The sequence below is a fragment of the Psychromonas sp. SA13A genome, assembly GCF_011378715.1.
In the GTDB taxonomy this organism is placed as follows: domain Bacteria; phylum Pseudomonadota; class Gammaproteobacteria; order Enterobacterales; family Psychromonadaceae; genus Psychromonas.
Genome location: NZ_WTKU01000003.1, coordinates 243,079 through 256,286, shown reverse-complemented (window position 1 = coordinate 256,286; position 13,208 = coordinate 243,079). Strand labels below are relative to the sequence as shown.

At 36.5% G+C, this 13,208-nt stretch carries 13 protein-coding genes; 3 read left to right on the top strand and 10 right to left on the bottom strand.

The window, feature by feature from the left end; all coding sequences use genetic code 11:
• Positions 1 to 444: 444 nt before the first annotated feature.
• The 4 genes from GQR44_RS05165 to GQR44_RS05150 form a co-directional block, all read right to left on the bottom strand.
• Positions 445 to 897, bottom strand: coding sequence for a hypothetical protein (locus GQR44_RS05165; RefSeq protein ID WP_166369932.1), 453 nt, complete (start codon positions 895 to 897; stop codon positions 445 to 447).
• Positions 898 to 997: 100 nt separating this feature from the next.
• Positions 998 to 1,885 (bottom strand): hypothetical protein, encoded by an 888-nt coding sequence (locus GQR44_RS05160; protein ID WP_166369930.1) that lies wholly within the window; start codon positions 1,883 to 1,885, stop codon positions 998 to 1,000.
• On the bottom strand, positions 1,878 to 2,507 hold the full coding sequence (locus GQR44_RS05155) for a sigma-70 family RNA polymerase sigma factor (RefSeq protein WP_240923562.1): 630 nt from the start codon (positions 2,505 to 2,507) through the stop codon (positions 1,878 to 1,880). Before GQR44_RS05155 ends, GQR44_RS05160 begins: the two co-directional genes overlap by 8 nt.
• 46 nt (positions 2,508 to 2,553) lie before the next feature.
• Positions 2,554 to 4,350, bottom strand: coding sequence for a VWA domain-containing protein (locus GQR44_RS05150; protein ID WP_240923561.1), 1,797 nt, complete (start codon positions 4,348 to 4,350; stop codon positions 2,554 to 2,556).
• A gap of 308 nt (positions 4,351 to 4,658) precedes the next feature.
• On the opposite strand from GQR44_RS05150, the gene GQR44_RS05145 reads away from it, so the two are divergent.
• Positions 4,659 to 5,855, top strand: a complete 1,197-nt coding sequence (locus tag GQR44_RS05145; RefSeq protein WP_166369926.1) for an MFS transporter — start codon at positions 4,659 to 4,661, stop codon at positions 5,853 to 5,855.
• A gap of 86 nt (positions 5,856 to 5,941) precedes the next feature.
• On the opposite strand, the gene GQR44_RS05140 is transcribed toward GQR44_RS05145, so the two are convergent.
• Together GQR44_RS05140 and GQR44_RS05135 are read right to left on the bottom strand one after the other, a co-directional pair.
• Positions 5,942 to 6,355 carry a GFA family protein gene (locus GQR44_RS05140; RefSeq protein ID WP_166369924.1) on the bottom strand — a complete coding sequence of 138 codons (414 nt, stop codon included), beginning with the start codon at positions 6,353 to 6,355 and terminating at the stop codon, positions 5,942 to 5,944.
• Between the two features lie 92 nt (positions 6,356 to 6,447).
• Positions 6,448 to 6,849, bottom strand: a complete 402-nt coding sequence (locus tag GQR44_RS05135) for an NUDIX domain-containing protein (RefSeq protein WP_166369922.1) — start codon at positions 6,847 to 6,849, stop codon at positions 6,448 to 6,450.
• Between the two features lie 152 nt (positions 6,850 to 7,001).
• On the opposite strand from GQR44_RS05135, the gene GQR44_RS05130 reads away from it, so the two are divergent.
• Positions 7,002 to 7,790: a hypothetical protein gene (locus tag GQR44_RS05130; protein WP_166369920.1), complete on the top strand. Its 789-nt coding sequence runs from the start codon at positions 7,002 to 7,004 to the stop codon at positions 7,788 to 7,790.
• 120 nt (positions 7,791 to 7,910) lie between these two features.
• Here GQR44_RS05130 and GQR44_RS05125 read toward each other — a convergent pair whose 3' ends face one another.
• The 4 genes from GQR44_RS05125 to GQR44_RS05110 all read right to left on the bottom strand — a co-directional run bounded on the left by GQR44_RS05125 (position 7,911) and on the right by GQR44_RS05110 (position 11,139).
• Positions 7,911 to 8,558 (bottom strand): LysE family translocator, encoded by a 648-nt coding sequence (locus tag GQR44_RS05125; protein WP_166369918.1) that lies wholly within the window; start codon positions 8,556 to 8,558, stop codon positions 7,911 to 7,913.
• Positions 8,559 to 8,727: 169 nt separating this feature from the next.
• On the bottom strand, positions 8,728 to 9,258 hold the full coding sequence (locus tag GQR44_RS05120; protein WP_166369916.1) for a redoxin domain-containing protein: 531 nt from the start codon (positions 9,256 to 9,258) through the stop codon (positions 8,728 to 8,730).
• A 168-nt stretch (positions 9,259 to 9,426) separates the two neighbouring features.
• Positions 9,427 to 10,002 carry a YceI family protein gene (locus GQR44_RS05115; protein WP_166369914.1) on the bottom strand — a complete coding sequence of 192 codons (576 nt, stop codon included), beginning with the start codon at positions 10,000 to 10,002 and terminating at the stop codon, positions 9,427 to 9,429.
• Positions 10,003 to 10,506: 504 nt separating this feature from the next.
• On the bottom strand, positions 10,507 to 11,139 hold the full coding sequence (locus GQR44_RS05110) for an SGNH/GDSL hydrolase family protein (RefSeq protein ID WP_166369912.1): 633 nt from the start codon (positions 11,137 to 11,139) through the stop codon (positions 10,507 to 10,509).
• Between the two features lie 571 nt (positions 11,140 to 11,710).
• Here GQR44_RS05110 and zwf point away from each other — a divergent pair.
• Positions 11,711 to 13,207: a glucose-6-phosphate dehydrogenase gene (gene zwf / locus GQR44_RS05105; RefSeq protein ID WP_166369910.1), complete on the top strand. Its 1,497-nt coding sequence runs from the start codon at positions 11,711 to 11,713 to the stop codon at positions 13,205 to 13,207.
• Position 13,208 lies beyond the last annotated feature (1 nt).

Below are 13,208 nucleotides of genomic sequence, written 5' to 3'. Positions count from 1 at the left end.
ATCAAAACTTGAATTCAAGTAATCAAGTGCGCTATTTCACCTATTAAAATATAGATCACTTATGGGATATGATTCTTATAATAAGTTAAGGCATAGCTAAAAAGTGACTTTACCATTAAAAATACTACTTTATAGGTACACCAATGATTGTATTATAGTCAACTTGGGAGGAATATTGCAAAATATATCTTCTTATTGTCATCAATGTGAGTTGAAGCATAATTAGGAAACCTCTGCACGGACTAATGAAATCTAAACTTATTTTTTCAATATGTTGCAAATAAACCTTGTTATAGACTTTTGTGCAGTTCAAAGAGGTTTGTATTGGGCGGGATCCATTCAATAAAAAGAGCAAGATCGTACAGACTCGCTTTATTGAATGAAGTTAAGAAGAATGGCTGATCGTTATTTTTACTACTGTAGCTATTGAGACTAAAAAACTAGTTATCTAAAGCGGATCAATACGTCCATTTTAGTAGACATAGAGGCACTTAAAGTTTGTTTTTGGTCAGTTGCTAAAATTACCATACCATTATGCTTTGCTATATTTTTAAATAAATTATTAAGATCAAAACCGTTATCGCGTTGATGTGAATTTTTTACTATCGTTTTTTTATCAAATAATAAATCAGACTGTTCAAATAATAAGATATTACGGCTTGTTCTAGCATCAACAAATAATTGGTCAACTTGTTCATTTGAAGCTTTATCGCTGATCGCAGTAGAGTGCTGCACAATACTTTTTGTAATAGCAGCTAGCTCTGCCGTAGCAGCACTAATCTCAGCATCATCCGCTCCATTTACAGTAATCAAAAAACGTGTTTTATGGTTTACGATCTGAGGCATATCATTTAAAAAACGGTGATAACTCTTACTTTGATAATCTACTATTAACATTTATATTCCTATTTACATTGTCATTTTTCTGCACCTAGTTTAACAGCTTATTTAATCAAAGGATCACAACTATTTCATATTGCATTACTGATTAAATAAGTTACTTGGATTCAGACAATAAGACTTCATAACTTATTGTTAATTCTTTTGTCATTTCTGGGTAATTAGTTAATAACTCGTTAAAAAGTCTGTCTGCTTGTTCTTTTTCATCTTTATCCAAATATAACGCAATTTTCTGCAACGTATTAGTTATGTTTAATTGCTGGCTCTTTGTTGCTACCGAACTATCTGCAACTGAGTTTTCTGTAACCGAGTTGTCTATAACCAAACCATTTGCAGCGGAATCATCTACCATTAAGTTTTCTTTAGCATTATTTATACTGTCAGAGTTATTAGCACTATCAGTATTGAACTGAGGGGCTTCCTGCGATAGGCGTTTAGATTGCATCATGATCTTATTTCCAGCCCTTTCCATTAAAGCTTCAGACTCTACTTGAATACTTTTTCTTTGCAGTAATTGCTCTTCAATTTGCTGCTGCTCTTGCATTGAGGTTTTATCTGACATTGGCGCTATGCTTTGCATTGGCTGTAAATTTTGTAAGTACAACACGCCCACCAAAACTAACGAAGCAGCCGTTGAAAGCTGTCCATACCATGTTTTGTAAAGAGGTTTCTTTTGAGGAAGCTTATTTGGAGACTCATTGGTGGTGCTATTTTTTATGGTGTTATGGTTTATCAAATGCTCGGATAATGATGTTACATTATTTAATCTAGAGTCAATATCAGTCGAAGAATTCTTATTCGGTTTTGACTTATCTAAGCCTAGCCTTGTTGTTGCTACCGTTGTTTCCTCGACCTTTTGCTCAGTGGCATTAGTTTGTGCTTCCGCTAATGTTAAAATTTTCGAGTTCAAGTCAGTACTCGGCTGCTCTTTTGCACCTTGATGATAAAGGGATATAAGGTCGTGATCAGTTAATTTATCACTCATAAAATTTCCTCATATTATGCATCACACAATGCTTTAATTTATTTAATCCATAACGAATGCGACTTTTAATACTGTCATGGGACTCGCCAACTAATAATGCAATTTCATTCACCGCAAAACCTGATTCATGCTTAAGTAAAAAGGCTTCTTTTTGCTCTCTCGGCAGTTGCTGTAAACACCATTTAACCTGTTTTATCTGTTGCGTTGCATAGATATCATCCTCGACAGTAGTATCTGTTGTATTCGATAGAAAATCTTCACTTGATTGACCACTTTGATCAAGTTCACCATTCTCAACTACTGAAGGATGTTCTATTTGCTCTACATTAGTCGAGAACACTTTGTTTTGGGAGGTATGACGTCGGTAATAATCGATTAATTCATTATGTGCAATTCGGTATAACCAAGTACTAAATTTACTTTGCACTTGATAACTAGGGCTGGCTTTGATCAATTTACTCCAGACCTCTTGATATAATTCTTCTGCTAACTCAGGTGTTGACACTTGGCGTAAAAAGTATCGATAGAGGCTATTTTTGTGACGAGTGTACAGCTGACTAAAAGCCTGTACATCGCCCTGGGCATATTGTTGCATCAGCATTTCATCTGCGATCCCTGTCATCATATCCTTAATTACTATTACCCTTTTATAATCTGAATCCAAGACCTTATTGTAAAGCTTCTGCTGTTCTTACTAGCTGAATAAATTCAGCTCGGTAACCAAAAAGATCTTCACCTTTACTCTCTAAGGCTAATTTTATGACATCTTGATACTGCCATTGCCCAGTGTATTTTGCACCTTTTAATAGTTGTGCAAAACCGGCAACTGCACTAGCAAACTTAAAGTCATCACTTGCTGATGTCGGTTGGTCTTCGAGCATCACAGCTTGAGTTATTAATTGACTAACTTCGCTATTAGGCTGTTTGTAACGTACTTTCACAAATGCTAATTCTTGGTTGTTTGGCTGATTTTGAGACTGACCTTTTAGTGAGTCAGTTTGATAACGCGATGCATCTATGTATTTATGATGTGTGTTACTTAAGGTAATTTCATATAACGCAGTAACCCTATGACCGGCTCCTAACTCAGCCGCGTCAACCTTATCATTATTAAAATCTTCACGGGCTAATAAACGATTTTGATAACCAATTAATCGATATTCAGCAACTTGCTGTGGATTAAACTCTACCTGAATTTTCACATCTTTAGCGATTATCTGCATGGTACTACTGATTTCATCAACTAATATTTTGCGTGCCTCATTAATATTATCAATGTAGGCATGTTGACCATTTCCAATCTGCGCTAATTGCTCCATCAATGCATCATTATAATTCCCCTGTCCAAAACCTAAGGTTGTTAAAGCAATGCCTGACTCACGTTTTTTGGCGATCATCTCTTTTAACTTATCAATTGATTGAGTACCGACATTAAAATCGCCATCGGTAGCTAATATCACTCGATTCACGCCCCCTTCTTTATAGTTTTTCTGTGCTATTTGATAGGCAAGTTCAATACCTTGTGCGCCATTGGTTGATCCACCCGCAGCTAATTTGTTAAGCGCATTAGTAATCGTTTGTTGATCACTTCCAGCGGTAGCTGGCAATACAACTCCTGCAGCACCGGCATAAACCACAATCGCTACGGAGTCGTTTTCATCAAGCTGCTTAGTCAGCATCGATAAACTTGTTTTAAGCAAAGGTAATTTATCTGCGGCATTCATTGATCCAGAGACATCCAATAAAAATACTAAATTAGCAGATTTTAGGTCAGCTTTTGCTATCTCAAATCCCTTAATACCTATTTTTAATAATTGTCGTTGATGATTCCAAGGAGCATTAGCGACTTCCGTATGTACTTTAAACGGACTATCGGTATCGGCAGGGGCACTGTAATGATAATTAAAATAATTAATGAATGCTTCCTCACGTACCGCATCTGTATGAGGCAACTGTCCATGATTAATAAAACGACGCATATTACTATAACTGCCACTATCAACATCAATTGAGAATGTAGACAATGGTTCGCTTTTAACCTGTTTAACAGGGTTTGAAAGTGAACTTAAATAATGCTCATTATTATCTTGTGTAATGGTAGATTGTGTAATGGTAACTTCTGGATTGGTTATTGGTGGCTCAATCATCTTCGATAAAACCGTTGAATCGACTATTGCCATATCACTTAACTGCATGGATTGAAGGCGAGATTGTTTATGCATTAATTGATCTGCATGCGACTTAGCAGCTTGGTATACGGCGGCATCTTCAATCGCGATTTTTTCCAGCTCAAGGAATTCAATAGGAGCTGTTTTTTCGTTGCCCTTAACATTCTCTTTCACATTGCCCATATTGGTTTGATTACAGGCAGTTAAAGTACATAAAATAGCGCCACTCAATACAGTTAAACGGTATTTTTTCATGCTATGAGTTGCTTGTGAGCTTTGTTGTAAGTTGTTCATCATATTATCACCTTTAATATCACTTTTTATGTCAATAGACGTTTCATCAACCTCTGCGATTGATGGTTAATAAACCTTTGTTATTGATATAAACGGATGACTTGTAAAAGTGGGGTTAAATAAATAAAAATAATTTCATACAAGCAACAACAAGCAAATTTTTTATCTGTAGCTATGCATTAAATCTCTACATAAATAACCATTATTTTAAATCATTTTTTACTCAACTATTTAGTGACGATTAGATGCGTTTAATTACTATTATCTGTTATCATCTGCGCTCTTTTTTTTTATAATAATAGAGTCTGATTATGCATTCCATTTCGCCTCAACGGTCCCGACTTGCTTCTGCTATTCTAATTATTGGTATTTTATTTATTGCCGCTAATTTACGTGCGCCAATTACCGGTATTGGCCCAGTGTTAGATCAAGTTATTAATAGTTTTAATCTAAGTGCTTCTCAAGCTGGTATGTTAACCACATTACCTTTACTAGCATTTGCGATTGCCTCACCTGTGGCCACTACCTTAGCCAAGAAACAAGGTCTTGAAATTTCATTATTTATTGCATTGTTATTGATTGGGTTAGGGTTAAGCTCTCGTTTGATTGATTCGGTGATATTGCTTTACATTGGCACCGCGATAATCGGTGTTGGTATCGCCATTGGTAATGTTTTATTACCCAGTTTAATTAAGCGTGACTTTCCACATAAAGTAGCAGTGATGACTTCGGCTTATGTGCTAGCAATGGGTATTTTTGCCGGCAGTTATTCAGCACTGATTATTCCACTTGCGGCTTATCAGGATTTAGGTTGGCAGATTGCTTTGGCTTGTTTTGGGTTAGTCACCTTATTCAGCGCACTTATTTGGTTACCGCAATTAAAATTACATACCAAACCGACTAAAGACCTCACCCAAGCACTTTCGCCAGGAAGAATTTGGCACCATGCCTTAGCGTGGCAAATAACACTATGTTTAGGACTGAATTCCTTCTTTACCTACATAATGATTGCGTGGTTACCCAATATATTGATGGAAGGTGGGCATGATGCACAGCAAGCGGGAGTGTTACATGGCACTTTTCAACTTGCTTCTGCTGTACCCGGGATCATTTTGATTCCCCTGCTATCAAAACTAAAAGATCAACGAGTGTTGGCGTTATCATTAGCGATATTAGGTTTTATATGTGCATTAGGATTATTGTACCTACCGGAATTTGCTTTTGTTTGGTCGATAACAATGGGGTTTTGTTCAGGTGCTATTTTTATCCTCGGACTATCATATATTAGTTTACGCACCCATCATTCAGGACAAGCAGCCTCACTATCGGGAATGGCGCAATGTATAGGCTATCTACTAGCAGCGATAGGACCAATGCTTGCAGGTTTATTACATTCTCAATTTGATAGCTGGACTCCAGTATTGTGGTTATGCGCATTATCCAGTTTATTATGTGGTGTTTTTGGTTATTTGGGTGGACGTAACATCACCTTCAATGAACATCTTTAATCAGATTGGATTAATATGATACAAGCCCTAACCTGTAGAGCTCTCATCAAGTTAGAGATAGGTTTAGGCTTGTAAGTAAAACTATTTTATTTAGGTATTGATGTCTCAAAGGCAGGAATATCCGCTAATGCCTTCAACCATGGAGCTGCAGAACGACACCATATTTGTGCTTTTGGCGTCAACAACTCACGTTGTTCAATCGCACCTAGGCGTAAACCATAGATTTTATCACCCTCACCGACCGATGTTGCATACAATGTTGTTGCACAGTTTTCACAAAAACCTTGCGCTCGCTTATTACCACTTTCCGCTGTCTTAACGTATTCTTTAGGCTTTTTTCCGATAAAAGTAACTGCATTGGGTAATGACATTACCGCACTTCTAAAAGGTCCACTGGACATCACCTGACAATCACTACAGTGGCAACTTACTACTTTAGTTTCATCTATTTCTGCGTGGTAAACGATATCACCACAGTGACACTTTCCTGTAATTTTCATAATATTTCCTAACTAATCTTATTTGATGGAAGCTATTAAAACAGATCTTCGCTTAAAAGTATCTGCATAAAATTTGCAAAAAGATCAATGTCTTATTGTATTAAATTCTGGTTCTTAAGCCATTGCATTACTTGAATAGATCCCAAGGAACAACGCGATTTATTTTCAAAGTCGATAAATGCGATCTCGGCTATTTCAGATTGAGCACAAAGCTGTCCTTCAAAATCAGCAAAATAACAGGTTAGTTTCACAACCGTTTCAGCCTTTTCGCCATCGGCAGGAGCTTCAAATGTGCCAGCGTATTGAATCGAGTCGGCTATGATATCAACAGACATTTCTTCTTTTATTTCCCTAATCAATGCTTGTTGATCAGATTCACCTATTTCGCGTTTACCACCGGGTAAATAAAAAAGACTTTTATCTTTAGAGCGTGCATTAAGTAATTTCCCATCAACGATCATCAACCAAGCAAGCTTATCGATTACTTTTTTCATCTTATTGCCCATTAATTATTTTTGATTCGCTACTTTACACGCCAAGGTTAAAAATATCTAAAACTCCCTTCACGTATAGTGCTTTTAAATCATTATGATCAATGCTATAAACTGATTTAAATATAAAATTAAGATACTTAAAAGGACTTATTGTGAAAAAAATATTATTACTAACTTGCCTACTCCTATCATCAAAAAGCTATGCTTTGGAGCTAGCTAAATATCCTATTGAACTCAGTTCAAGAGAAGGTGTTAATGTTGTTATCGCACCGACAACAGATAAAAAACAAGCATTAATAAAAATAACCGGTATTAATCATGAGATTGACGGCATTACATTTCTAACCGATTTTAAGCCTCATGGAAGTAATAACGCTTACAAATATACCTATGATGGTACCGAGCGCGGCTTAGTCAGTGTGGGAGACAGTTATGGTTGTTGCTCGTACACACTGTATATACCGGATACCCGTGACGGCATGTATTTATCAAAAAAAGAACAGTCTGATCCAGTTATAGTCGCCGATTTAAAAGCGCAGTACGAGCAGCAATTAAAGCAAGGCACACAAGCTAAACTGGCTACTTTTAATCGTCAGAAGCACTTGAATTATCAGCAACAGAAAGTCGCTGAAGCCAATACTGATATTAATAAACAGTGCGGGCTAGCAATAAAAACAAACGTGGAATGGACTGCTATCGATGATAAAACCTTGCAGCAATATGCTGTAGGTGCTTTTTGTGCTCAAGTTGCCGAGCAAATGGCTTATATGTGTAAAAATGATCAAACCTTTAAAACTCAGTTTGCACAATTTAATAACATTGAATGTGAATTTGGTAATACGCTAAAACTACGTCAAAATAATAATACTCTAACCTTCAAAACTGCGCCTAAAGCACCTAATCAAGGTAAGTTTATTGAAGCCTATTTACTCAATTTATAGTTATTAGCTTATAGTTATTATTAGTACTGATTCAGTTGAGGTTAATTGTTTAGTAAAACCGGCCTCAACTGAATGCTTTAAATAATCTGTATGCTCATTACTGTTCGAATAGTTTTATACTTACCCTTTCCTATCGAATCCAGCAGAAGCCGCTAATGCGCCGCCTAGTGTAATAAAAACACTACCAACAACACGGTTAACAATGTTCATGGTACGAGGCTTAGCTAGTAATGGACTTATTTTGGATCCTAAACCCGCATACATAAACATAGAGCTACAATCGATTAAAAACCAAGTGCTGGCTAATACAATATATTGTTCAACTTGAGGTAATTGTGCATCCATAAAACTTGGGAACAAAGCGATAAAAAACAGCAGATCTTTAGGGTTACTAATACCAACCATAAACCCTTTACGAAAAAGTGTAACACTGGAATAAGAGACTAATTTAGTGTTTATTGTAGTCTCAGATGGAAGGTCAATTTTACCTTCTTTCCATGCACTCCAACCTAAATAGATCAAATACAGCGCACCAAGCATTTTGATAACAAAAAAGAGATGTTCTGAAGCGGCCAAAATAGCGCCAAGTCCAACTGCTGAAATACTCATCAAAATAAGAGCGGCTATTGCACCACCTAAAATAGTAGGGATTGTTTTCTTGTTGCCAAACTTAACACCATCAGCAATACATAATAGCGCCGATGGTCCAGGGCTGAATATCAATATACTAATCACACTGATATAAACTAACCATGTACTCCATTCCATAAAGACCTCGTTAATAATAAGCTTTATAGGCTTATCAACTAAAATAATAGCAAACAGAAAAATAAAAAGACTAAAACAATAAGGGCTAAAAAAAAGAAAGTGCTTTCTTTTATTTTAGCCCTATTTTTCTAGTTTAAACTAATACAAACTATACCGTTATACTCGTTTATTAATGTGTTCCACGAATTGGATAATCATTTTCAGGCGCTTTAATAAACTCTAACCCACCCGCTAAAACAGCTAAATCAGGTCGACTGAATGGACCATTTGAAATATCTACTAGCTGTACTTGGCCTTTAGTATTAATAACAAACAAACCTGGTTCAGCAAAAGCATGATCCGTCTCTTTTTCAGAACGAGGGTCTGAAATATAGACACCCAAAGCTTTCATTTGCTCAATGCTCAAACCATGGTAGATAGGAAAGCTTATTTCTAAAGCAGGTAATTGCATTTCAAGCTGTTCTTTACTGTCTGCCGAAACGGCAACAATTTCTACTCCGTTAGCTGCAAACCTTTCTTTATAAGTTTCTAATAAGTTCAGGTATTTAGTACATAATGGGCAATGCTTTCCACGATAAACTACCACCATTCTCCAATCTGCATTTGCACTAATCTGGCTGATATCAACCGCTTCACCGTCAATACTTGTAACCACGGTACTCGGAAATAGCGCACCAGCTTGCATTGTTGAATGTGTCATTATATTTCTCCTAATTAGTTAAATTCTAAATTGTAAAATTTCAAGATTTTCGTTGTGTTAAACAACATGAAAATAGCCGATTATGAATCAGTCCATATAGACTTTGTAATTCAATTCAATAACCAACTGTTTGCTTGTAACGATAAGTAGAACGGAATTTCGACGTTTTTATTGCACAAAAATGAGGTTAAATGTTACCGGAACGGCAGTGCTAATTGATGGCAGCTTAGCAACTTCCCGCAATTGCTCGATGCCTTTCTCTAATCCAAAACTACTTGCATTAATAACAACCGGTCTTATCGAGCTAACCAATAATTTTCCATCATTAAGTTTAACCACTTGTACTTCGTTTGATACTTCCTGTGAAGCCCCATGCAAGTCGAGGTCTAACTTAACGGTTTCAATATAGCTATCGCCTACATTTAAGTGCGCAACTTTCTCTATATCAATAGCACCGCTAACTTTTGCTTTTGAAAATGTTGATGTTTCAAATAACATCGCTTTAACTCTATCATTACGAATACCAATATTCGTTTCTGCACTAGTAAGATCAATATTGAGTTCAACTGCGCCAGTATCGCTTATAGCGCCAGTGAGCTTTTTAAAATGATGTACTTCCGCCGTTTGTGAACTTTTTACAGAGACAAAATTGACGCTAGATTCATTCCCTTGCAGTTGCCATTTTGCAAAAGCACTAGGTGATAAAAAAACAAGTAGCAATGCGATGCTCGATATAATTTTCATGAAAAACTCCATTAATTTTTAATTATGATAAAAAAACCTACAGACACCATCGCCTCAACATCTTTGTTAAGTTGCATAATACCGATTGTAATCATTGAATCATGAATTCAACACAATAAGTAAAAGTCCATATTCACGGTGGATATGCGACATTAATATTGCTATCAACGTGCGCGACCACAATATCAAAGATAATTATTTAATCAAACAGTTAAAAAATGTCGGCCAATTGAAAAATAAGTCTTATTGAACAAATTTATAAAAATTGATAGAGGCTGGTAACGGTTGAGGGCTATCGGATTCTGTGGAGAAGTTTAGCAATCAGTAAAAAGCGACAACTATAAATTACAATCGAACAGCTTGGCCTAATAGCATGGAGGGGAAGTGGCACTCTGATTAACACTAAATCAGGAAAAAACAGCGCCACTCTTTTAGTCGCTTCTATCGAATGATTAAGATTTAATAGCGAACCTTACTAGTGAGTGTTAATAGTGAGGGACTGCACTAGATATCATGACTAAAAATAGCTTGAATCACTGGCACTAAGGCATTAGCAAAAAGTTTATGTTGCTCTACATCCCAATGAATCCCCTCTTTATTACATGAGGTAACGACGCTACCAGCATCAAAGAAGCTACACCCTAGTTTTTCTGCGCTACGTTGATAATATTCTGCTAAGGATAAGGATTTAGCAGTCCCACCTGCAAACATATCGGCGAATTCACCAACCTCATAAATAGGAGGAGGAGAGATCAATAAAACTTTAGGTGCCTTTTTTTTGCAAGCAGTGTCAAATTTATGTACCGTTTCAACTAACACAGACACACCGCGTGAAATGTCATCGGGAGACAGGCCAAAACGATGCTTTAAATCATTGGTACCGAGCATGATCAGCACCAAATCAGGCACATGAGATTCTAAACATGGACGTAAATATTGCAGTCCATTTCGGCCAGCATTAAAAGGGTCATCATGCACAGTTGTACGCCCAGGTTGCCCTGCCTCAATAACTTCAAAATGAGCAGGAAGCGCGTTTTTTAATAAGCTTGTCCACCTTTCAGTTAAATCATAACGTCGATTCTCATCGGGTACTGTTCCCCAAGTATTTGAATCACCAAAGCATAGTATTGTTTTCATCATTATCACCGTCGTCATTTTATAAAATGAAATTCATTAATCATACCCGTTATCATCCAAGATGCAAAAATCAGCAAGAAGAGAATTAAACAAGTTCAATGCATAAGGTGAAGATATAGGCTTGAATATATAACGTTTAAAATAAATGACTTACAAACCTCCTGCCACGAAAATGAAGATAATCACCTTGCGGCTCGCTAACTCGAAAACCAATACTGCGTTATAACATTCGATAAGGATTGACTATTGTTGTCATGTTACGTCTTGTCCGAGGCCCGAGTTAGCGACTGAATAATGTATATTGATTGGTAAGGAGTATATGTTGATAATAATTTATTATAAAAAAGATCCTTGCTAAACAAAACATGTTTAGAATATGGTGTCTCAGTAAACAGTCTATAGAAGCAAAACTTTATGTTTTAAACAGTGTCCATATCATTGGCTGTTAATCAAACACAAAAATTGTTTAACACTAAGTTAAAGTTTAAACACAAAAATGAAATCTATATTCGCGATAACTTAATAATCAGATTTTTTAATCTTTTTCGCCTATTTAAATAAGGATAGATTAATGTTAACTCTTGATAATAACTGCATTGTGATTTTTGGCGCATCTGGCGACCTGACACAACGCATGTTAATACCCGCCCTTTTTAAGCTTTATATGCTAAAAGAATTACCAACCTCATTTGCTATTATCGGGGTCAGCAGAAGTGATTATAGTGACCAGAGTTTTCGAGATAAGTTAATTAAGCATATCGAATCTGCCCCTGATGTTGATCAAGCAGCACTGAATAAATTCTCTAAACACTTATTTTACCAAGCGATTGATCCTGCTAAAGTAGATCAATATGCAGTCCTTAAAGAGCGTATTGAATCCTTAGAGACACAATTAGAAATACCAAGTAATACCCTCTATTATCTTGCAACACCACCTAGTCTTTACTCCGTCATCCCTAAAAATCTTGCTGCGCATGGTATGAATAAAGAAGATAACGGATGGAAACGCTTAGTTATTGAAAAACCCTTTGGTTATGACCTTGAATCTGCAATAGAACTGGACAAAAGCTTATATCAAGACTTTACCGAAAAACAACTTTATCGCATAGACCATTACCTGGGCAAAGAAACAGTACAAAACATGTTAGTTTTACGCTTTGCAAATAGTATTTTTGAACCTTTATGGAATGCTAAATATATCGATTATATCGAAGTCACTGGCGCAGAAGATTTAGGCATAGGAACACGTGGAGGTTACTACGATAATTCTGGTGCAATGCGCGACATGATCCAGAATCATTTATTACAAGTGATCGCAATGGTCGCAATGGAACCGCCAGCAGTGATTAACGCCGATTCAATGCGTGATGAAGTTGTCAAAGTTTTGCAATGCCTAAAACCTCTCACCGACCATGACCTAAAACATAACCTAGTGTTAGGGCAATATACAAAATCACATGTGCGTGGTAAATGCTTATCAAGCTACCGAGAAGAAGAAGGTGTACCTAATGATTCTCGTACTGAAACCTATGTAGCATTAAAGATGTTTATCAAAAATTGGCGTTGGGACGGAGTGCCATTTTATGTACGTACCGCTAAACGCATGCCTACTCGTGTTACTGAAGTAGTTATTCACTTCAAAAAAACACCACATCCGGTTTTTTCAGCAAACCCACCAGATAATAAACTGATCATTCGTATTCAACCCGATGAAGGTACTTTACTTACTTTTGGTTTAAAAAAACCAGGGTCTGGTTTTAACACCGAGGAAGTTTCCATGGACTTCCATTACAAAAACTTAAAAAACACACAACTATTAACCGCTTATGAGCGCTTATTATTGGATGTTGTAAAAGGTGATGCGACCTTATTTTCTAGAAGTGATGCCGTTCACGCCTGTTGGAAATTTGTGCAACCTATTCTTGATTATAAAAAACAATCCTTTGATCTTTACGGTTATGCCGCAGGGACATGGGGGCCGATTGAGGCAGAAGCGCTGTTTGAAAAAGATCAAACATGGCGTTCTCCTTGTAAGAATTTAACTGATACTGACTACTGTGAGCTTTAAT

What these genes read in the sequence shown, in the direction of transcription:
- GQR44_RS05110 (WP_166369912.1), bottom strand. Translation starts at nt 11,139, where the DNA reads ATGAAAACAATACTATGCTTTGGTGATTCAAATACTTGGGGAACAGTA.
- GQR44_RS05140 (WP_166369924.1), bottom strand. Translation starts at nt 6,355, where the DNA reads ATGAAAATTACAGGAAAGTGTCACTGTGGTGATATCGTTTACCACGCA.
- zwf (WP_166369910.1), top strand. Translation starts at nt 11,711, where the DNA reads ATGTTAACTCTTGATAATAACTGCATTGTGATTTTTGGCGCATCTGGC.
- GQR44_RS05165 (WP_166369932.1), bottom strand. Translation starts at nt 897, where the DNA reads ATGTTAATAGTAGATTATCAAAGTAAGAGTTATCACCGTTTTTTAAAT.
- GQR44_RS05125 (WP_166369918.1), bottom strand. Translation starts at nt 8,558, where the DNA reads ATGGAATGGAGTACATGGTTAGTTTATATCAGTGTGATTAGTATATTG.
- GQR44_RS05150 (WP_240923561.1), bottom strand. Translation starts at nt 4,350, where the DNA reads ATGATGAACAACTTACAACAAAGCTCACAAGCAACTCATAGCATGAAA.
- GQR44_RS05135 (WP_166369922.1), bottom strand. Translation starts at nt 6,849, where the DNA reads ATGAAAAAAGTAATCGATAAGCTTGCTTGGTTGATGATCGTTGATGGG.
- GQR44_RS05120 (WP_166369916.1), bottom strand. Translation starts at nt 9,258, where the DNA reads ATGACACATTCAACAATGCAAGCTGGTGCGCTATTTCCGAGTACCGTG.
- GQR44_RS05115 (WP_166369914.1), bottom strand. Translation starts at nt 10,002, where the DNA reads ATGAAAATTATATCGAGCATCGCATTGCTACTTGTTTTTTTATCACCT.
- GQR44_RS05155 (WP_240923562.1), bottom strand. Translation starts at nt 2,507, where the DNA reads ATGACAGGGATCGCAGATGAAATGCTGATGCAACAATATGCCCAGGGC.
- GQR44_RS05145 (WP_166369926.1), top strand. Translation starts at nt 4,659, where the DNA reads ATGCATTCCATTTCGCCTCAACGGTCCCGACTTGCTTCTGCTATTCTA.
- GQR44_RS05160 (WP_166369930.1), bottom strand. Translation starts at nt 1,885, where the DNA reads ATGAGTGATAAATTAACTGATCACGACCTTATATCCCTTTATCATCAA.